This is a genomic window from Siminovitchia sp. FSL W7-1587 (genome assembly GCF_037963795.1).
Taxonomy (GTDB): Bacteria; Bacillota; Bacilli; order Bacillales; family Bacillaceae_C; genus Siminovitchia; species Siminovitchia thermophila.
Window position 1 is genome coordinate 4,221,349 of record NZ_CP150169.1, and the last position, 19,436, is coordinate 4,240,784.

The window sequence follows — 19,436 nt, forward strand, 5'->3', positions numbered from 1 at the left end:
AATGGATGTTGAAGAAATTATATGGGATTATCGGAGATCCGGTTCATCAATCATTATCGCCGCAAATGCATAATCAGGAATTTGAGAAATTGCGGATCCATGCTTATTATCATCCTTTTCGGATTGCCAAAGAAGATTTGGCGGTGGCCATCAAGGGAATGAAAGTAATGGGTGTTCAAGGATTCAATGTAACAGTTCCCCATAAGTTGGCGGTCATGCCGTTGCTTGATGAAATAGACCCGCTCGCGCAAAAAATCGGGGCTGTTAATACGGTTGTGCGAAAAGGCGAGAAATTTGTCGGGTATAACACGGACGGCATGGGCTTTGTCAGAGCGTTGCAAATGGATTGGAAAGAAGATTTGGCTGGAGAATCGGCACTTGTGATCGGGGCCGGGGGAGCGGCACAGGCTATTTACTTTTCGCTGCTTTCGGTCGGTGTCAAGCATATTGATATATGCAACAGGACGGTTGAAAAAGCGGAAGCAATGATTGATTCGAGCTCAAGTGATACAAACTCCCGCGCGCTGACCTTGGCAGAAGCGGAAGAGGAAATGGGAAACTACTCTTTCGTTATTCAGACGACCTCGATCGGGATGGCTTCAACCGAAGGTAAAAGCCCTGTTTCGCTTGACAGGTTAAATGCGGGTGCATTTGTTTCCGACATTATTTATAACCCGGGCCAAACGGAATTTTTAAAACAGGCAGCCCTAAAAGGGGCAAAGACGCAAAATGGGGTTGGGATGCTCGTCCATCAAGGAGTGCTCGCTTTTGAAAAATGGACAGGCATCACACCGGATGTCCAGCGGATGACCGAAGTTGTAACGGCACATATAGGAGGATAATATGTTAACAGGAAAACAAAAGAGGTTTTTACGATCAAAGGCACACCACCTTCAGCCTATTTTCCAGGTTGGAAAAGGTGGCGTCAATGAGAATATGGTCAAACAAATAAGTGAAGCATTGGAAGCCCGCGAATTGCTTAAAGTCAGCGTTTTGCAAAATTGTGAAGAAAACAAAGAAACGGTGGCGGCAGCTATTGTCAAGGGAACCGATGCCACGCTTGTTCAAGTGATTGGAAATGTCATCATTTTATATAAAGAATCGAAAGAACATAAAACGATAGAACTACCGGTTTAATTGGCAAAGGTGGACAGTATGAGCAGAAAAGTAGGGATCTTGGGAGGAACATTTGATCCGCCGCATTTAGGGCATTTAATTATCGCCAATGAAGCGCTTGATCAACTCGGGCTCGATGAAATAAAATTTATGCCAAATCAAGAACCTCCCCACAAAAAAAGAAATACGGGAACGAGTGCGACGGATCGCCTGAAGATGGTGGAACTTGCTATTGCGGATCACCAAAAGTTTTCATTGGAAAAGATCGAATTGGAACGCCGCGGGCGTTCATATACGTACGATACGATTAAAGAATTAAAGGAAAGAACTCCTGACGCTGACTTTTATTTTATTATCGGTGCCGACATGGTGGAGTATTTGCCAAACTGGTATAAAATTGATGAACTCGTCAAACTTGTTCGATTCGTCGGTACGAACCGCCCGCGTTTTCAGTTAGAAACACCGTACCCCATTCAAATTGTTGAAGTACCCAAAGTGGATATATCGTCCACTCTTATTCGCAATCGGGTAAAGGCGGGGAAATCTGTAAAATATTTATTGCCAGACAGTGTAATCCGATATATAGAGGAGAATCGGTTGTATGGATCGTGAAGAAGCATTACAAATCGTGAAGCAAAGAATATCAGGGCCGAGATTTGATCACACGGTACGGGTTCTGAAAACCGCATTGGACTTGGCGGTACAATACGGAGCGGATGAGAAAAAGACGGAAATCGCCGCTATTTTTCATGACTATGCGAAGCTCCAACCGATCAGTGAGTTAAAAAAAGTTATTCTGGAAAAAAAGCTTGATTCCCGATTGTTGGATTACCATTCGGAGTTGTGGCATGGTCCGGTGGCTGCATCCATCGTTCAAGAAGAGATGGGGATCCATGATAAAGATGTGATCAACGCCATCCGCTATCATACAACTGGACGAGCCGGCATGTCACTATTGGAAAAAATCATCTATTTGGCGGATTATATTGAGCCTGGACGCCAGTTTCCCGGATTGGATGAAGTCAGGGCCCTTGCTAAAACGGATTTGGATTTGGCATTAACAAAAGCAATTGGAAACACAATGAAATTTTTGATCGACCAATCGGCTCAAATCTTTCCTGATACATTAGAGGCATATAATGACATGGTAAAATAAAGTGAAACTTCATTCAGTAGGCGTTTTCTTCCAACTCCTACTGGATGTTAGTTGAACCAATCGGGCATTTAGGTGCCGTTTTCTCCCATTTAGACCTTTTGTATCAACTTAGGTCTTGAAGTAGGAGTATTACGGCACCTTACATGCGGGATAAAAGGAGGAATTCCCATTTTGAATGCAAAATCAATATTGAAAGCAACATTTAGAGCGGCGGAGAACAAGAAAGCGGAAGATATTGTTGTTTTGAATATGCAAGGTGTTTCGTTGATTGCCGATTATTTTCTTATTTGTCATGGCAGCTCGGAAAAACAAGTTCAAGCCATCGCCAAGGAAGTAGTCCACTCTGTCGAAGAATTGGGCTTGGACGTCAAAAAAGTAGAGGGGTTGGATGAAGCCCGCTGGGTCCTTATTGATATGGGGGATGTGGTAGCCCACATTTTCCATAGAGAGGAAAGAAGTTATTATAACTTGGAGCGCCTTTGGGGTGATGCGCCAATGGAAAACCTTCAAAGGGAAATCGCCCCGTGAGTTATGAACAATTCTCTTATATTTATGACCGCTTAATGACTGATGCTCCATATGACAAATGGGTTGAATATGTCCTCGACGAAAAAAGCCGGTTTCATGTTTCGGGAAACCGGCTGCTCGATGTGGCCTGCGGTACAGGGGAGTTATCCATCAGGCTGGTTAGGGAAGGATTTCAAGTAACGGGCGTTGATCTGTCCGACAGCATGTTGGTTGTGACTGCCTCCAAGGTAGCTGATAAAGGGATTCACTTGCCGTTGTTTCAGCAGGATATGAGCCAGTTGGAAGGATTGCCCACTTATGATTTCATCACGATTTTTTGTGATTCTTTAAACTACTTGGCTTCCGAAGATCAAGTGAAAGAGACGTTCAGGCGCATGTATAGTCATTTGGAGGATGGCGGGCTTTTGCTGTTCGATGTCCACTCTCCCTTCCAAATGCTTCACGGGTTTGCAAACAGGACATTTACATTAAATGAGGAGGATATTGCCTATATATGGCAATCTTATCCCGGAACGGCCCGCTATTCTGTTGAACATGAGCTTACTTTTTTTGTTTTGGATGATATGACAGGGCAATTCAACCGGATCGATGAATGGCATTATCAGCGGACATATCCAGTGAAACAGTACACTACATGGCTAAAAGAGGCCGGTTTTGATGTTCTTCGGGTAACAGCCGACTTTTCCGAGGACCCCCCGATAAAAACGTCTAAGCGGATCTTTTTTACATGCAGAAAAAAATAAGCATTGCCGATTGTTAAGCGGTCGGCATGCTTATCATGCGCTAAGGTCATTGGCAACAAGTGAATCGTTGACAAGAAAGGATTGCAAGAATCTTAAAAAGAATGTAACATATGCTTTAAGAGTAAAACGCTTTCTCGATGGAATCCGCTTCATCCGCGAATTTTTTATGGGTTGCCTGAAACAACTTTTCGAACATATCCCCTGTTTCCCGCTTTAACACTTCGATTCCTTCCCCGGTAATTCCGCCTTTGACACACACTTTTTCTTGCAGGGCCGGTAAAGAATAATATCCTTTTTTCAACAATTCGCCAAAGCCAATCAGCATACTTTCAGAAAGGATGGTCGCTGTTTTTTCATCAATACTTGTTTCTTTGACGGCTGCGTCAATGAGTCTTCTTGTTAAATAACAATAAAAAGCGGGCCCGCAGCTGACAATATCGGAAGCAACCCGAACAATACTTTCGTCGATTTCCACCGGAACAGACACCTTCGAAAACATTTCTTTCAAAAAGGATTTCCACCGATCTTCACAACTCTCTCCAAAAGTGACGAGCGAAACACCTGATAATGCCCGATTTGTAATGCTTGGTATAATTCTGGCACAGGAGGATGCAACGCAGTTTTCCAGCCACTTCACCTCAATGGGGCTCGTGATCGAGACGAGACATTTTTCCTTGGTAAACAGCGCTTGCTGCTCTTTGACCATTTTGACGATATCAAATGGTTTTACACAAATAAAGATTAATTCTGATTCGTTTATGACATCATCAGGCTTTTGGGCCACGGTAATTTCTTCATAACGCTTTTGCAGGTCGTAAGCTTTTCCTAAAGTCCTATTTGTTACAGTTAATTCAGAAGGGGAAACCGCTCCGCCATTGATTAGAGCTTCTGTGAGAATGGTTCCCATATTGCCGGTTCCTATCATTCCAACCTTCATGCTGTTCCCTCCTTCACATTTACTATTCCTGACAATATATGCCCATACATAAAAAAATATACTGGAAAGAAAGGCGGTAGATAAGATGGTTTTTTTTGAAAAATATAAATTCATTTTAATGGCAGCGGCGGCGATAGTCATCGGATTGTTTTTGTTTTTCAGCAAGCCTTGGGAGGAGCCGGTGGTGCAAAATGATATATCTTTTTCTGCAGAAGCTGAACCTCCAGTTCAAGATGCTGCCCCTTCCGTTTCCGAGGAGCGAAAGGAGCCGATGTATGTAGATGTGAAAGGAGCCGTAAAAACGCCTGGATTGTATCGTGTGAAAGAAGGCGACCGTATTTTAGATGTCATCAGTCTGGCCGGAGGCTTAGCTGAAAAAGCGGATGAAAAACAACTCAATTTGGCACAAAAAGTACATGACGAAATGGTTCTTTATGTTCCAGAAATGGGAGAAGAGACTGAGGTTCATATGGTCAACTCCGATCAGCAGGGTGGCGGAAGCCAGGGAATTAGCGGACAAGAGGGGGATAAAATCAATATCAATAAAGCCGATGCCTCTCAGTTGGAAACATTGCCGGGCATAGGCCCTGCCAAGGCAAAAGCCATCATTGATTATCGGGAACAACAGGGCGGTTTTAAACAAGAGGAAGATTTAAAAAATGTTTCGGGGATCGGGGGAAAAACGTATGAAAAACTACAAGATTCCATCACGGTTCGTTGACTTGTCCAGTGGTGTGCAGATAAACTTAAGTAAAACATTGAATGAAAGATATGTGGGGAAAGGGAGAAAAAGATGGAAAGAATTTCTTGGAAACAATACTTTATGGCCCAAAGCCATTTGCTGTCTTATCGGAGCACTTGTACCAGGCTTACTGTAGGGGCCACGATAGTTCGTGATAATCGTATCATTGCCGGTGGTTACAATGGTTCAATTGCCGGTGGTGTCCACTGTATAGATGAGGGTTGTTACGTAATCGATGGGCATTGTGTTCGGACAATTCATGCAGAAATGAATGCTATTATTCAATGTGCCAAGTTTGGGGTTGCTACTACAGATGCCGAAATATATGTGACACATTTTCCGTGTCTTCAGTGTACAAAAGCCATTATCCAGGCAGGCATCAAGTCAGTCTATTACGCTGAAAATTATCGGAACCACCCTTACGCGGTGGAACTTTTGGAGCATGCCGGCGTCCATGTTGAGCACGTACCCCTTGATAAAAAGATTTTTTTGGCATTTGCCAATGATGAAAGGGAGAGCTGAATAGCTTCTCCCCAATATATATAAGGAATGGGGAATATATGGCAGGTCAATGGATATTTCTCGCACTGTCAGCGCTGGCTGGCATCTTACATTCTTTGGAAAACCATTTTCTTGTTTGGTTATTTAGCATATTGCTCTTCGCCCGAGTTGTTTATACTCGAAAGCAGCGGATTCTGATTTCGGCCGCTGGATGCTTTCTCGCATTTTTTCTCGTAACTGAAAAAGCAAAACTTCTTCGCGTGACACATTTTCCTTCTCCGGGTTCTGCCCGCCTTTCTGTTACCTTCAAAGAAACTCCGCAAATAGATGGTGATCGGCTGAAGGCCATCGTGACAACATCCGAACAGGAAAAACTCATGCTTGTCTACCGAATGAAAAGCAAACAGGAGAAGCAACAAATACAGCTTCATATACAAGCCGGCAACATTTGTCACTTAGAAGGCATTCTTAGTCGCCCTCAATCAAAACGAAACATGCATGCTTTTCATTATGAACAATATTTAAAGAGGAAACAGATTTATTGGCTGTTCGAGCCGGATCACTTTTCACCGGCTGTCTGTCAAAAGTCTTCTTTTTCGGCATTACATTTCCTGAAAAATGCGAGAAGTGACACAATCAAGAGAATGAACAGCATGTTCCCGGAACGGGTAGCTGCTTACGGAGAAGCCCTTATATTTGGAGACAGGGACTCCATTTCGGAAGAGGCCAATGAGGGATACCGAAGGCTAGGGGTCGTTCATTTGCTTGCCATCTCAGGCCTCCATGTGGGTTTGATTGTTGGGGCTTCCATTTTTGTGCTTCTTCGTGCCGGCTGTACATGGGAAACAGTATATCGTGTAATGCTCGTTTGGCTTCCACTATATGGCTTTGTAAGTGGGGGAAATCCGCCGGTTGTGAGAGCGGTGCTTATGGCGTTATTGATTTTTTCTGCCAAAAGGTGGCGGCTGCCGTTGTCAACACTTGATGCTCTTTCCATCAGCTTTTTACTTTTTTTATTCGTTGACCCTTATGCGGTTTACCATATCGGGTTTCAACTCTCGTACGCCGTCAGCTTCGGAATTATTTTATCGGTTCCTCTTTTTCGGCATCTTCATTCTTTTTGGCAAATGATCCACATTTCAATGGTTTCGCTTCTCAGTTCACTTCCAATTCTTTCTTTCCATTTTCATGAATTTTCTATCATCAGTTTGTTTGCCAATCTTCTGTTTATCCCTTTTTATACGCTTTTTCTTCTTCCCGTCATTTTTGTATTGTTTTGTCTCAGTTTTGTTCTTCCGCCTTTCTCCGGGTATCTTGCCATTTTTTTGGACAAGGTATTGGCGGCATCAGAAAATGTTGCTATTTGGACAGGTTCTTTTCCGTTTGCGACTGTTGTGACAGGGAAGCCTTCTTTGGTCAGTATTATTTTCATGACTGTCGGTATTTTCATCTACTTCCTGCTGGCCGAAAGAAAATACCACCCTGTTTTGTCTGTTTTTCCTCTTGTGTTAGTTCTTGTTATCCATTGTTTTGCCATCCGTTTTTCTCCATATGGCAAGGTTGTTTTTATTGATGTGGGTCAAGGGGATAGTGTTTTGATTAAGCTGCCGTACAATCGGGGTACATACTTGATTGATACTGGCGGCCAGCTCTTTTTTCCAAAGGAAGAATGGCAGGAAAGGAACAGGACATTTCAGGTAGGAACTGATATTTTGCTTCCGGTGTTAAGAAGTCATGGGATTAATCGAATCGACAAGCTGATTTTAACCCATAGCGATGTCGATCACATCGGTGCTACAAGGGAATTAATGGAGAAAATCTCAATTGGGAAAGTGTACATTACGCCAAATTCGTGGGAAAAACCGCTCATGTTGGAGACAGTTCGGCTGGCAAAGGAAAAAAAAATTACCGTAAGTGAAGTGAAGGCAGGATATGGCTGGAAAAATAAGTCAGGCACCTTTCAAATGATTTATCCGTTTGATGATCAATATGAAGGGAATAATGATTCACTCGTTTTATATGGAAAATTTGGCGGGATGACATGGTTGTTTATGGGGGACGTAGAAAAAGAAGGAGAGGAGGAATTGATAGCCGTTTATTCTAGGCTCCGAGCTGATGTCATTAAAGTCAGTCATCATGGAAGCAAAACATCGACCATTCCGTCTTTTGTGGAACAAATTAAACCGAAATACGCAGTTATTTCCGCCGGCCAAAACAATCGGTATGGCCATCCACATCCGGAAGTGTTGGAAACTCTTGAGAACAATGGCGTCCGGATATTTCGTACAGACCTTCAAGGTGCCGTCCATTTTACGTTTGGGCGCTCCAAAAAAGGAACCTTTCAGACCATTTTACAATATGATATTTCAGATGATGTCCGTCATAATTAGCAGCCTACAAAAGGGAAAACTTTAAGCAGGCCGCTGATTGTTAGTTGACATAATCGTTGTGTCCTTCAATACTACGCTTCATCTCGATTCTTAAAGCAGAAACCTACTGTCAGTTAAAGCGCGATAATGAAAGCAAAACTTCAAGCGCTTCAAGCAACGTTGTGTACTTGGGCCGCTAAAGTGGAACAAAAGCTAATATCGCAAGGATCTTGTTGGCGAGATCAGGCAGTGAAGTCCGTAAAGCTCGCGCTTTTTCGGCGTGTGTCATGTTTATGCATAGCTCGCGCTTTTTCGGCGTGTCATGTTTGATGCATGCTGTTCGATCTTTCCTGGTCCTGTCGCTTCGCTTGTCCTTGTACACCCTGTATGTCGCGGCGTTTTTGTGAACTTTGACTGAAATTTTGCGCCGAACTGAACAAGACCTCATCGAATAACATTGATGCAGAGCATATTTTGTTGTTATCGCAGGAAATTTGCCAGTCGTTGGAGGCTTTGTTGGACAAAGCAGTTTGCTTCGAGAGAATATTTATATCATTTTCACCTTGTAAAAATAAAGAAGAAGCTTGCATGCGCAAACTTCTTCTTTATTCTCGCTATTTTCCGAGCACTTCAATAACTGTTCCAATCACAAAAATCGCTGTAAAGAATACAAATGACACTATAAAGCCAACTCCGGAATCTACGGCATCATTTCTTTTTGATTGAACATTTTGTTCAAATTCAAATTCTTTCACAACTACCCCTCCTGTTTCCACTTTAGTATAGTTGAATGCGCAAAAAAAATCCACTGTTCCATTACCACTCTTGACAAGACTTGACACATATACTTTGTTCACTTGCGGTCACACTATGTAATGAAGCGTTTTTCCGCTTATGAATACGTGTCCTAGGTCGTATTCATAAGCGTTCATATAGATTGGGGGACACTTGGCCTGCGGGCAAAGGAGTCCCCATTGCACTTGTCAAAATCCTCCTCTTTCCTTACGATGTAATTAAAAGATCAGGTAGAGAGAAGGATTGTCTATGGCTTTTTTGAAAAGCATCGAGGAAAAGAAATTTTCACCGCTTTACTTATTATATGGAACTGAACCGTTTTTAATCAATGAGGCGAGAGAGAAATTATTGGCGAATGTGTTAACGAAAGAGGAAGCGGAGTTTAATTTTTCAAGTTACGATCTGGAAGAAACTAGTGTCGATCTAGCGATTGATGATGCCGAAACTTTGCCTTTTATGGGTGAAAAAAAGTTGATCATTTTACATAATCCTGTTTTTTTAACGTCTTTAAAAACAAAAGAGAAAGTAACCCATGACTTAAAAAGATTGGAAGCATATGTGGAAAACCCCGCCCCTTTTACTGTGCTAGTCTTCACAGGCGAGTATGAAAAGCTGGATGAACGAAAAAAGCTGGTTAAGCTGTTGAAAAAAAACGCGGACGTCTTGGATGCGAAACCCCTTAATGAAAACAGCTTGAGAAAATGGGTGGAAAATAGAGCTACTTCCCTTCAAGTGTCCATGGAAGATCAGGCAATCGACATGTTGCTTGAGTTGGCAGGCAATGATTTAATGATTTTGAACGAAGAAATTGTGAAGCTGGCGCTTTATGCCGCGGACTCCAAACACATTACCGTGGAAGCGGTAGAGAAGCTGATTTCTCGGTCATTGGAGCAAAATATTTTTACGCTTGTTGATAAGGTTGTGAAACGGCATATTGGAGAAGCTTTACAAATATTTTATGATTTGGTTAAACAAAATGAAGAGCCGATTAAAATACTTGCCGTACTTTCAGGACAGTTTCGACTCATTTACCAAGTAAAAGAATTAACGGCAAGAGGTTATGGTCAAAAGCAAATTGCCGGAATGTTGAAGGTGCATCCTTATCGGGTCAAATTGGCGGCAGGACAGGCTCAATCTTTTTCTTCCGAGGAACTAATCCGGATTATGGAAATGCTCGCAGAGAGTGATTTGAAAATGAAATCAACAGGAATGGATAAAAAAGTCATCATTGAACTATTCCTGATGAAGCTCGTTCAGCCTAGTTCATGAAACAACATCAAAAAAACGACCGTTTCGGGTCGTTTTTTATGTTGGTTACGCACCAAGATTGTTTAATTTTTTGGCTAAGCGTGCTTTTTGGCGGTTGGCCGCATTTCTATGGATAAGTCCTTTTGTTACAGCTTTATCCAATTGCTTGATAGCATTTTTAAAAAGATCTTGTGCATTTTCCTCATTTTGCTCAGCAGCCACTTCAAACTTTTTCACAGCTGTGCGCATAGCTGATTTGAAAGCTGAATTTTGGGCATATTTATTTTCATTAATTTTCACGCGTTTAATGGCGGATTTAATGTTTGGCATTCTATTCACCTCCTGACACCATTGGCTACTCGATATACCTGTTCGTTATCTTATAGAACAAGAGTATTTTATCAAAGAGACTTTTATATTGCAATACAAATTGTCATCCCATCTTACCATGAATGAATTTCCGCAGGAAAGGAGAAAATGTGTTAGTAAGACATGGCATAAGGAGGCACAACAAATTTGAAAGATGAACAGTTGGATTTAAGCGCTTATTCAGTCAGGACGGACTTGGCAAAAGAGGCGTATGAAATGGCGATCGACCTCCATGCAAGAAAGAAAAAAGCCGACAGTGGCAAACAGGAGCTCGAGGGTGTCATTACTGAAGAAAGGGAGATTGATGAGGTCCACATTTCCCAAGTGACGATTACAGAGGAAGCCCAGGAGAAAATCGGGAAAAAAGCCGGGCATTATTTGACGATTGAGGTTCAAGGAATCCGCAGTCAGGATGCTACGCTTCAGCAAAAAGTGCAGAAGATTTTCGCCGCAGAGTTTAGCCGCTTTTTAAGGAATTTACATATTCCCAAAACGGCGAGCTGTTTAGTTGTCGGCCTCGGAAATTGGAATGTGACGCCTGACGCACTCGGTCCTATCGTTTGTGAGCGTCTAATTGTAACAAGACATTTATTTGAATTACAGCCTGAACATGTTGATGAAGGGTACCGGCCTGTCAGTGCGCTTGCTCCCGGGGTGATGGGGCTTACCGGCATTGAAACGAGTGATATTATTTTCGGCGTTGCTGAACAATCTAAGCCGGATTTTATTATCGCGATTGATTCTCTTGCTTCCCGGTCAATTGAAAGAGTCAATAGTACGATTCAAATTTCGGACACGGGTATACACCCCGGCTCCGGGATCGGCAATAAGCGGAAAGAATTGAGCAAAGAAACCCTCGGAGTCCCCGTGATTTCCATTGGAGTGCCCACTGTAGTCGATGCGGTAACGATTACGAGTGATACGATTGATTTTATTCTCAAACATTTCGGAAGGGAGATGGATGAATCGGGAAGACCTTCTCGTTCATTGTCCCCTGCGGGCCTATCATTTGGCGAAAAAAGAAAGCTGACGAATGAAGATTTGCCTGAAGAAGCGGGGCGAAAAACGTTTCTGGGGATTGTTGGCATGCTCGATGAAAATGAAAAGAGACGACTCATTCATGAGGTATTGGCTCCGCTCGGACATAATTTAATGGTGACGCCAAAAGAAGTGGATGTATTTATTGAAGATATGGGAAACTTGATCGCTTCTGGTTTAAATGCAGCCCTTCATACGAATGTTGACCAAGAGGATGTCGGTTTTAAAACTAGATAAAAGCAAGCTGTTTGTGTTTGTTCTAGCAACTCTATTGATACATATATATGAATAGAGAAGTGTCATGAAAGAGGTAATGATATGGGCAAGTTTTTCCTGAAGTGCGTTATTTCAGTGTTTCTGTTATTCATCGGTGTCTTGATCGGCATGGAAAAAGCAAATGAAGGAATGCGCTCGATGAAAGGATATGAAGACACCTCGCTTCCGTCGCCCGTTCACTTGAAAAAAGGAGATGACGGGAATATGGAAGCCGCTTTGCTTGGCAATGAGGTTCATTCTATGGAAACATTGGAAGACAAAAAGAAGAAGCTGGAGGAAATGGAATCCTTCAATTTTTTTTCTTCCTTGGGGAGAGCACTTGGCAACACTGTGACCAATGTGACCCAAAAATTGGTTGATCTGTTTGTCAGTTGAACGTATATCCATCTTCCATTTGGCGGATTGCCGGATAAAGCGCATATGCGCTTTTTTTGTTTATTGAATAATGGACTGATATAATTTATTCTAGTTTACATGCGCCGATTAACAGGAGTGAAGAACATAATGAATCAAAAAGAGAGAATAAAGAGACGGGAAAGGATACGAAATTTCTCGATTATTGCCCATATTGACCATGGAAAGTCTACTTTGGCAGACCGCATATTGGAGAAAACAGAAGCCCTTTCGTCGCGTGAGATGAAAAACCAGCTTCTTGATTCTATGGATTTAGAGCGTGAGCGGGGTATTACGATAAAACTAAATGCTGTTCAATTGACTTACAAAGCGAAAGATGGAGAAGAGTATATTTTTCATCTAATCGACACGCCCGGACACGTCGATTTTACGTATGAAGTATCACGGAGTCTCGCGGCATGCGAAGGAGCCCTGCTTGTTGTGGATGCTGCACAGGGGATTGAAGCGCAAACATTGGCAAACGTCTATCTGGCGCTTGACAATGACCTGGAAATTCTTCCGGTTATTAATAAAATTGATTTGCCAGCAGCAGACCCGGAGAGAGTTAGACAGGAAATAGAAGATGTGATCGGTTTGGACGCATCCGAGGCTGTTCTTGCTTCGGCAAAAGCAGGAATCGGTATTGATGAAATTTTGGAACAAGTTGTTGAAAAGGTCCCGGCGCCAACAGGTGACCCGGAGGCCCCATTAAAAGCACTGATTTTTGACTCGCTTTATGATGCATACCGGGGTGTCATTGCCTATATCAGAATTGTGGAAGGTACGGTTAAAGCCGGTGACCGCATTAAGATGATGGCGAACGGGAAAGAGTTTGAAGTAGTTGAAGTAGGTGTTCATGCACCGAAACCAATGGTGGTAGACGAATTGACGGTAGGGGATGTCGGGTTTATTACGGCCTCTATTAAAAATGTCGGAGATACAAGAGTAGGGGACACGATTACAAGCGCCGCCAACCCCGCTCCGGAGCCTCTCCCCGGCTATCGGAAAATGAACCCGATGGTTTTTTGCGGTCTGTATCCGATTGATTCAGCGAAGTTCAATGATTTGAGAGAAGCTTTGGAGAAGCTCGAATTAAATGACTCATCATTGGAATATGAGGCAGAAACTTCGCAGGCGCTTGGCTTTGGATTTCGCTGTGGATTTCTGGGGCTTTTACACATGGAAATCATCCAGGAACGGATCGAAAGGGAATTTAAAATTGATTTGATTACGACCGCACCAAGTGTCGTTTATAAGGTGTATTTAAATGACGGCACCGAAATAAATGTTGATAACCCTGCCAATATGCCCGACGCTCAACAAATTGAGCGGGTGGAAGAGCCATATGTGAGGGCGTCTATGATGGTGCCGAACGATTATGTTGGGGCAGTCATGGAACTTTCGCAGGAAAAGCGCGGCAATTTCATTGACATGCAATACTTGGATGATATCCGGGTTAACGTCGTTTATGAAATTCCTCTTGCGGAGATTGTCTATGATTTCTTTGATATATTAAAATCCAGTACGAAAGGTTACGCGTCTTTTGATTATGAGCCTGTAGGCTATAAAGAATCCAAACTTGTCAAAATGGATATATTATTAAACAGTGAAAAAGTGGATGCGTTAAGCTTTATTGTACACCGGGATTTTGCATATGACCGTGGCAAATCGATCGTAGAAAAGCTGAAAGATATTATTCCCCGCCAGCAATTCGAAGTGCCGGTCCAGGCGGCCATTGGCAACAAAATCATTGCCAGATCAACAATCAAGGCGATACGCAAGAATGTTTTGGCCAAATGTTACGGAGGCGACGTCTCCCGTAAACGTAAATTGTTGGAGAAGCAAAAAGAAGGAAAAAAGCGGATGAAACAAGTGGGGTCCGTAGAGGTGCCTCAAGAAGCATTTATGGCTGTATTAAAAATGGATGATCCGGGAAAATAGAGCCAATTGTTTCCCGAGGCAGCTTTCCAGCCAAGCGGATTTGTCTTTGAAAATCATGTAACATTTTTGAAAAAGCTGCATCTTGCTTGGCGACGATGCAAATGCGACTGCCCCGGTTTAATACTTTCACAGGCTTGCGACCTTCAGATGCTAGGCGCAGCATTTTGGCAAAACAGCGATATAAGCTAAGAGTGAGTGAATGAGAGCATCCGGGAAATCAAATGCTGTATTTTTGAAGGAGGCGGAACTGGTTCCGTCTCTTTCCCTTTCCACTTCGGAGGAACTATTTAAAAAACAAGGTTGTGACCAAATTGAAGGCCGCTTATATCCATATACCATTTTGTGAGCATATTTGCCATTATTGTGATTTCAATAAATTTTATCTTCATACCCAGCCTGTAGATGAGTATTTGGACATGCTTGAAAAAGAGTTCTCAATCTATAGCGAACTGTATCCGTATGCCAGCTTGGAAACCGTATTTGTTGGCGGCGGAACCCCGACATCATTGAATGAACGGCAACTCGAGACACTTTGCAAAGCTATCAAGAGACATCTTCCATATAAAGAAGGAGAATTTACGTTTGAAGCAAATCCGGGGGATTTGTCTGAAGAGAAACTGAAAATCCTGAAAAGTTATGGGGTAAACCGATTAAGCATCGGTGTCCAATCTTTTAATGACGAGCTTTTAGAAAAGATCGGCCGCTCTCATCGTGCAGCAGATGTATACCGCTCCGTCGACCTTGCCCGTAAGGAAGGTTTTACAAATATAAGCATTGACTTAATTTATGCTTTGCCCGGGCAGACGGAAGAAGACTTTTTGATAACAATTCGGGAGGCGCTTGCGCTTGAACTTCCTCATTATTCCGGCTACTCCTTAATCGTGGAGCCAAAGACGGTGTTTTACAATTTATTGAGAAAGGGAAAGCTGAAACTGCCAGGTGAAGAATTAGAAGCTCGGATGTATGAGGACCTGATGGATAGCATGGAAAAAAACGGACTTTGTCAATATGAAATAAGCAATTTTTCCAAGCCGGGTTTTGAAAGCAAACATAACCTCGTTTATTGGAATAATGAGCCCTATTTTGGTTTTGGGGCTGGTGCGCACGGTTATGTGAATGCGAAAAGATATGCCAACTACGGTCCGTTAAAAAAATATATGGAACCGTTGGCTGCTGGAACATTGCCCATTTTCACGGAACATGAAGTGACGCCTAGGGAAGCAATGGAAGAAGAAATGTTTCTTGGGCTTCGGAAAAAGGACGGGGTAAATATGATCTGTTTTCAGGACAAATTTTCAGCTCATCCAAAAGAGGTTTTTGGCAGGGAAATTGCAAGGTTGATCTCCAAACAGTTGTTAACCGAAAAAGGTGATCGGCTCCAATTGACAAAGCAAGGGCTTTTTCTAGGAAATGAAGTGTTTCAGTCATTTTTGACCGGATGATCGTTTTGCTTCGTAATGAGTCAAATATCGTTGACATCAACACGCCATTTTGATACTTTTATATTAGATTTAGCACTCAAATAACGAGAGTGCTAACAGAGGTGATAAGTGATGCTGACTGATCGTCAACTTCGTATTTTACAAGTCATTATTGATGATTTTATCAGATCTGCTCAGCCAGTCGGCTCCAGAAGCCTGTCCAAAAAACAAGGAATCAATTTGAGCTCGGCAACAATTCGCAACGAAATGGCCGATTTGGAAGAGCTTGGCTTTCTTGAGAAAACTCATACGTCTTCCGGGAGGATTCCATCAGAAAAAGGATACAGATATTATGTCGACCATTTATTGGTTCCGCAAATATTGCTCAATCACGAAATAAAGATGATTCATTCCATTTTTGCGGAAAAAATTTATGAGCTGGAGGATGTTGTTCAAAAGTCAGCCAGCACTTTATCGGAATTGACCAACTACACGGCCATTCTTCTTGGGCCTGCAGTTAAAGAACATAAGCTGAAGCAATTGCAAATCGTGCCGCTTGCCAAAGATAAGGCAGTGGCCATCATCATAACCGATACCGGCCACGTGGAAAACCGCATGTTTACTTTGCCTGAACATTATGCGCCCGGTAATATCGAGAAGCTTGTCAATATTTTAAATGAGAAATTGGCGGGAGTGCCGATTGCTGAATTAAAAGAAAAAATCCAACATGAAGTGGCAGAAATCCTTCGAAAGAATGTACATCAGTATGATTTTATTTTAAGATCCATTTTGGAATCGATCGATATTCCGGCAAATGAAAAGATCTTTTTTGGCGGAAAAACAAATATGCTCAACCAGCCCGAGTTCCATAATATTCATAAAGTGAAATCTCTATTAAACTTAATAGAGCAGGAAGAAGGGTTTTATGAACTGTTTAGGCATATCCCAAACGGCATCCATGTCAAGATTGGCAAAGAAAATGAAATTACCGAGATGGAAGACTGCAGTTTGATCACGGCCACTTACTCGATTGCGAAAGAGCCGGTTGGAACAATTGCCATTTTAGGCCCGACAAGGATGGAGTATTCTCGCGTCATCAGCTTGCTTGACTACTTGAGTAAGGATATGAGTGATGCCTTGACAAAACTGTTTATGGAATGATAACAGTAAATGGTATGGTTCAAGGAAATCGGCAGATTTCTGCTGATTTCCACTTTTCCGTGTCAATTTTTTATGAAATTTTAAGGAGGTGAAGACATGCAAGAAGAACAGAAAGAACAATTGCAGTCAGAAGAAGAAATGAATGAAAGCGGCGTGGAAGCCGTAGAGGAACATGCGGAATCGAACGAAGAGCATGCAAAGGGCCCGGAGGGTGATTCCGAGGACCAGGCAAAGAAAATAGAAGAGCTTGAAGCAAAGCTACAAGAATACGAAAACCGCTATTTACGCCTTCTCGCCGATTTTGATAACTTCCGCCGGCGCGTTAAACTCGACAAGGAAGCGGATAAAAAATATAGAGCCCAGCATTTAATTACAAACTTGCTTCCGGCGTTAGACAACTTTGAGCGTGCCATGCAGATTGAGCCGGATAATGAGCAGACAAGAGCGCTGCTCGATGGGGTAAACATGGTATACAAGAGCATCATTGAGGCTTTGAAAAGTGAAGGGGCAGAACAAATCGAAGCTGTCGGCAAAGAGTTTGACCCCAATCTCCATCAAGCTGTTATGCAAACGGAAGACGATGAAGCAGGCGAAAACATCGTGGTTGAGGAATTTCAGAAGGGGTACATGTTAAAAGACCGCGTCATTCGCCCAGCGATGGTAAAAGTTAGCAAATAGTGTTGTTTAGCTCGTACATATTGTGAAGGAGGTTATTCGGAAAATGAGTAAAATTATCGGAATCGACTTGGGAACAACAAACTCGTGTGTATCCGTACTAGAAGGAGGAGAACCGAAAGTAATTCCCAATCCGGAAGGGAATCGGACGACACCTTCGGTGATCGCTTTTAAAAATGGTGAGATCCAAGTTGGTGAAGTGGCTAAAAGACAGGCGATTACAAATCCTAATACAGTCATTTCCATCAAGCGCCATATGGGAACTGATCACAAAGAGGATATCGAAGGGAAAAGTTACACTCCTCAAGAACTGTCGGCGATCATTTTGCAACATTTAAAGTCTTATGCCGAAGATTATCTTGGAGAGAAAGTTGAAAAAGCGGTTATTACCGTACCAGCCTATTTTAACGACTCTCAGCGCCAGGCTACGAAAGATGCCGGAACGATCGCGGGTCTTCAAGTCGAAAGGATCATCAACGAACCAACCGCTGCCGCGCTTGCATATGGTTTGGAAAAGCTTGATGAAGATCAAACGATCCTCGTTTATGACCTTGGGGGAGGTACTTTCGACGTCTCCATTCTTGAGCTTGGCGATGGCGTCTTTGAAGTGTTGGCAACAGCCGGAGATAACAAATTGGGCGGAGACGACTTTGACCAGGTAATCATCGACTACCTTGTTGATGAATTTAAAAAAGAGCATGGGATTGACTTATCACAGGATAAGATGGCCCTCCAACGCTTGAAAGATGCAGCTGAAAAAGCGAAGAAAGATTTATCCGGTGTGACGCAAACGCAAATTTCCCTGCCTTTCATCACTGCGGGAGAAGCGGGACCGTTGCACATGGAAATTTCCTTAACACGCGCGAAATTTGAAGAGCTGTCTTCTGAGCTCGTTGAAAGAACGATGGGTCCTACACGCCAGGCCATTAAAGACTCAGGAAAATCGGCTTCAGAAATTGATAAAGTCATTCTAGTAGGGGGATCTACCCGAATTCCGGCGGTTCAAGAAGCAATTCGAAAAGAGACAGGAAAAGATCCGCATAAAGGTGTAAACCCCGATGAAGTCGTAGCGATGGGTGCGGCGATCCAAGGCGGAGTATTGGCAGGCGATGTCAAAGATGTTGTCCTTCTTGATGTAACCCCGCTATCGCTTGGGATTGAAACAATGGGTGGTGTATTTACAAAACTAATTGAACGCAACACAACCATTCCGACATCCAAATCCCAAGTCTTTTCAACTGCTGCGGATAATCAGACTGCCGTGGATATACATGTACTCCAAGGTGAACGTCCTATGGCAGCGGATAATAAAACGTTGGGTCGTTTCCAGTTGACGGATATTCCTCCGGCACCTCGGGGCATCCCGCAAATAGAAGTCAAGTTCGACATTGATAAAAACGGCATCGTGAATGTAAGTGCCAAAGACCTCGGTACTGGAAAAGAGCAAAACATAACCATTAAATCTTCCTCCGGTTTATCTGAAGAGGAAGTTGAACGCATGATTAAAGAAGCCGAGGAAAATGCGGAAAAAGATAAACAGAGGAAAGAAGAAGTTGAACTGAGAAATGAAGCGGATCAACTCATTTTCACGACTGAAAAAACCTTGAAAGACCTCGAAGGCAAAGTAGATGAAGCGGAAGTGAAAAAAGCCGAAGAAGCAAAAGATGCCTTAAAAGCGGCGATTGAAAAAAATGACATGGAAGAAGTAAGGCAAAAGAAAGACGCTCTACAGGAGATCGTGCAAAACTTGTCCATGAAACTATATGAAGAAGCCGCAAAGCAAGCCGAGGCACAACAAGGGGCCGAGGGGCAAGATGCCGCCGGCGGGGACGACAATGTAGTCGATGCCGAGTTTGAAGAAGTGGACGACGACAAGTCTAAAAAATAACATGTTTGCAGATAGGAAAAGTCAAAGCCACGTTACAGGCTTTGACTTTTCTTCATGTGAGGATAAAAAGTTATTCTCCTTTTAATCAGTCCATCAATTATGGTAAAATGAAAGTTATGTGAAAAGATTCGGGAGTGTG

At 42.8% G+C, this 19,436-nt stretch carries 20 protein-coding genes; 17 read left to right on the forward strand and 3 right to left on the reverse strand.

Features of this window, described 5'->3' with window-relative positions; genetic code table 11:
• The first annotated feature begins 8 nt into the window (after nucleotides 1-8).
• The 6 genes from aroE (at nucleotide 9) to NST31_RS19810 (ending at nucleotide 3,543) form a co-directional block, all read left to right on the forward strand.
• Complete coding sequence (gene aroE, locus NST31_RS19785; protein WP_339165624.1) at nucleotides 9-842, forward strand: shikimate dehydrogenase; 834 nt, start codon at nucleotides 9-11, stop codon at nucleotides 840-842.
• Nucleotide 843: 1 nt separating this feature from the next.
• Nucleotides 844-1,137 carry a ribosome assembly RNA-binding protein YhbY gene (gene yhbY, locus NST31_RS19790; RefSeq protein ID WP_077110598.1) on the forward strand — a complete coding sequence of 98 codons (294 nt, stop codon included), beginning with the start codon at nucleotides 844-846 and terminating at the stop codon, nucleotides 1,135-1,137.
• Nucleotides 1,138-1,155: 18 nt separating this feature from the next.
• Nucleotides 1,156-1,728: a nicotinate-nucleotide adenylyltransferase gene (locus tag NST31_RS19795; RefSeq protein WP_077110600.1), complete on the forward strand. Its 573-nt coding sequence runs from the start codon at nucleotides 1,156-1,158 to the stop codon at nucleotides 1,726-1,728.
• Nucleotides 1,718-2,272 carry a bis(5'-nucleosyl)-tetraphosphatase (symmetrical) YqeK gene (yqeK, locus tag NST31_RS19800; protein WP_339162802.1) on the forward strand — a complete coding sequence of 185 codons (555 nt, stop codon included), beginning with the start codon at nucleotides 1,718-1,720 and terminating at the stop codon, nucleotides 2,270-2,272. The genes NST31_RS19795 and yqeK overlap by 11 nt, the downstream gene beginning before the upstream one ends.
• Nucleotides 2,273-2,443: 171 nt before the next feature.
• Nucleotides 2,444-2,800 carry a ribosome silencing factor gene (gene rsfS, locus NST31_RS19805; protein WP_077110604.1) on the forward strand — a complete coding sequence of 119 codons (357 nt, stop codon included), beginning with the start codon at nucleotides 2,444-2,446 and terminating at the stop codon, nucleotides 2,798-2,800.
• Nucleotides 2,797-3,543 (forward strand): class I SAM-dependent methyltransferase, encoded by a 747-nt coding sequence (locus NST31_RS19810; protein WP_077110606.1) that lies wholly within the window; start codon nucleotides 2,797-2,799, stop codon nucleotides 3,541-3,543. The genes rsfS and NST31_RS19810 overlap by 4 nt, the downstream gene beginning before the upstream one ends.
• A 115-nt stretch (nucleotides 3,544-3,658) precedes the next feature.
• On the opposite strand, the gene comER is transcribed toward NST31_RS19810, so the two are convergent.
• Complete coding sequence (comER, locus tag NST31_RS19815; protein ID WP_339162806.1) at nucleotides 3,659-4,480, reverse strand: late competence protein ComER; 822 nt, start codon at nucleotides 4,478-4,480, stop codon at nucleotides 3,659-3,661.
• 85 nt (nucleotides 4,481-4,565) lie between these two features.
• Between comER and NST31_RS19820 the strand changes: the two genes are divergently transcribed.
• The 3 genes from NST31_RS19820 to NST31_RS19830 all read left to right on the forward strand — a co-directional run bounded on the left by NST31_RS19820 (nucleotide 4,566) and on the right by NST31_RS19830 (nucleotide 8,113).
• Nucleotides 4,566-5,201: a helix-hairpin-helix domain-containing protein gene (locus NST31_RS19820; protein ID WP_339162809.1), complete on the forward strand. Its 636-nt coding sequence runs from the start codon at nucleotides 4,566-4,568 to the stop codon at nucleotides 5,199-5,201.
• A 72-nt stretch (nucleotides 5,202-5,273) separates the two neighbouring features.
• Entirely contained in the window at nucleotides 5,274-5,744 is a 471-nt protein-coding gene (locus tag NST31_RS19825) for a ComE operon protein 2 (RefSeq protein ID WP_077110611.1), read from the forward strand.
• Nucleotides 5,745-5,782: 38 nt separating this feature from the next.
• Nucleotides 5,783-8,113: a DNA internalization-related competence protein ComEC/Rec2 gene (locus tag NST31_RS19830; protein WP_339162811.1), complete on the forward strand. Its 2,331-nt coding sequence runs from the start codon at nucleotides 5,783-5,785 to the stop codon at nucleotides 8,111-8,113.
• A 593-nt stretch (nucleotides 8,114-8,706) separates the two neighbouring features.
• Here NST31_RS19830 and NST31_RS19835 read toward each other — a convergent pair.
• Complete coding sequence (locus tag NST31_RS19835; protein ID WP_077110616.1) at nucleotides 8,707-8,847, reverse strand: YqzM family protein; 141 nt, start codon at nucleotides 8,845-8,847, stop codon at nucleotides 8,707-8,709.
• A 289-nt stretch (nucleotides 8,848-9,136) separates the two neighbouring features.
• Between NST31_RS19835 and holA the strand changes: the two genes are divergently transcribed.
• Nucleotides 9,137-10,156: a DNA polymerase III subunit delta gene (gene holA / locus NST31_RS19840; protein WP_339162814.1), complete on the forward strand. Its 1,020-nt coding sequence runs from the start codon at nucleotides 9,137-9,139 to the stop codon at nucleotides 10,154-10,156.
• A 45-nt stretch (nucleotides 10,157-10,201) separates the two neighbouring features.
• Here holA and rpsT read toward each other — a convergent pair whose 3' ends face one another.
• A complete protein-coding gene (rpsT, locus tag NST31_RS19845; protein ID WP_077110620.1) occupies nucleotides 10,202-10,465 on the reverse strand; it encodes a 30S ribosomal protein S20 in 264 nt (87 codons plus the stop codon).
• A gap of 186 nt (nucleotides 10,466-10,651) precedes the next feature.
• On the opposite strand from rpsT, the gene gpr reads away from it, so the two are divergent.
• From gpr to dnaK, 7 genes are all read left to right on the forward strand, one after another.
• Nucleotides 10,652-11,779 carry a GPR endopeptidase gene (gene gpr / locus NST31_RS19850; protein WP_077110622.1) on the forward strand — a complete coding sequence of 376 codons (1,128 nt, stop codon included), beginning with the start codon at nucleotides 10,652-10,654 and terminating at the stop codon, nucleotides 11,777-11,779.
• 81 nt (nucleotides 11,780-11,860) lie between these two features.
• The gene (locus tag NST31_RS19855; RefSeq protein ID WP_077110624.1) at nucleotides 11,861-12,193 is read left to right on the forward strand and encodes a YqxA family protein; all 333 of its coding nucleotides are present in this window, start codon (nucleotides 11,861-11,863) and stop codon (nucleotides 12,191-12,193) included.
• A 126-nt stretch (nucleotides 12,194-12,319) separates the two neighbouring features.
• Nucleotides 12,320-14,152, forward strand: coding sequence for a translation elongation factor 4 (gene lepA, locus NST31_RS19860; RefSeq protein ID WP_339165626.1), 1,833 nt, complete (start codon nucleotides 12,320-12,322; stop codon nucleotides 14,150-14,152).
• Nucleotides 14,153-14,463: 311 nt separating this feature from the next.
• Nucleotides 14,464-15,594, forward strand: a complete 1,131-nt coding sequence (gene hemW, locus NST31_RS19865; RefSeq protein WP_339162817.1) for a radical SAM family heme chaperone HemW — start codon at nucleotides 14,464-14,466, stop codon at nucleotides 15,592-15,594.
• Between the two features lie 111 nt (nucleotides 15,595-15,705).
• Nucleotides 15,706-16,734: a heat-inducible transcriptional repressor HrcA gene (hrcA, locus tag NST31_RS19870; RefSeq protein ID WP_077110629.1), complete on the forward strand. Its 1,029-nt coding sequence runs from the start codon at nucleotides 15,706-15,708 to the stop codon at nucleotides 16,732-16,734.
• A 96-nt stretch (nucleotides 16,735-16,830) separates the two neighbouring features.
• Nucleotides 16,831-17,412 carry a nucleotide exchange factor GrpE gene (gene grpE, locus NST31_RS19875; protein WP_205179865.1) on the forward strand — a complete coding sequence of 194 codons (582 nt, stop codon included), beginning with the start codon at nucleotides 16,831-16,833 and terminating at the stop codon, nucleotides 17,410-17,412.
• 43 nt (nucleotides 17,413-17,455) lie between these two features.
• Nucleotides 17,456-19,297 (forward strand): molecular chaperone DnaK, encoded by a 1,842-nt coding sequence (gene dnaK / locus NST31_RS19880; RefSeq protein WP_339162820.1) that lies wholly within the window; start codon nucleotides 17,456-17,458, stop codon nucleotides 19,295-19,297.
• Nucleotides 19,298-19,436: the final 139 nt, after the last annotated feature.

Excerpts from the sequence above, each read along its gene's own strand:
- yhbY (WP_077110598.1), top strand. The coding sequence starts at position 844 with ATGTTAACAGGAAAACAAAAGAGGTTTTTACGATCAAAGGCACACCAC.
- NST31_RS19795 (WP_077110600.1), top strand. The coding sequence starts at position 1,156 with ATGAGCAGAAAAGTAGGGATCTTGGGAGGAACATTTGATCCGCCGCAT.
- yqeK (WP_339162802.1), top strand. The coding sequence starts at position 1,718 with ATGGATCGTGAAGAAGCATTACAAATCGTGAAGCAAAGAATATCAGGG.
- comER (WP_339162806.1), bottom strand. The coding sequence starts at position 4,480 with ATGAAGGTTGGAATGATAGGAACCGGCAATATGGGAACCATTCTCACA.
- NST31_RS19820 (WP_339162809.1), top strand. The coding sequence starts at position 4,566 with ATGGTTTTTTTTGAAAAATATAAATTCATTTTAATGGCAGCGGCGGCG.
- NST31_RS19825 (WP_077110611.1), top strand. The coding sequence starts at position 5,274 with ATGGAAAGAATTTCTTGGAAACAATACTTTATGGCCCAAAGCCATTTG.
- NST31_RS19830 (WP_339162811.1), top strand. The coding sequence starts at position 5,783 with ATGGCAGGTCAATGGATATTTCTCGCACTGTCAGCGCTGGCTGGCATC.
- holA (WP_339162814.1), top strand. The coding sequence starts at position 9,137 with ATGGCTTTTTTGAAAAGCATCGAGGAAAAGAAATTTTCACCGCTTTAC.
- rpsT (WP_077110620.1), bottom strand. The coding sequence starts at position 10,465 with ATGCCAAACATTAAATCCGCCATTAAACGCGTGAAAATTAATGAAAAT.
- NST31_RS19855 (WP_077110624.1), top strand. The coding sequence starts at position 11,861 with ATGGGCAAGTTTTTCCTGAAGTGCGTTATTTCAGTGTTTCTGTTATTC.
- hrcA (WP_077110629.1), top strand. The coding sequence starts at position 15,706 with ATGCTGACTGATCGTCAACTTCGTATTTTACAAGTCATTATTGATGAT.
- grpE (WP_205179865.1), top strand. The coding sequence starts at position 16,831 with ATGCAAGAAGAACAGAAAGAACAATTGCAGTCAGAAGAAGAAATGAAT.
- dnaK (WP_339162820.1), top strand. The coding sequence starts at position 17,456 with ATGAGTAAAATTATCGGAATCGACTTGGGAACAACAAACTCGTGTGTA.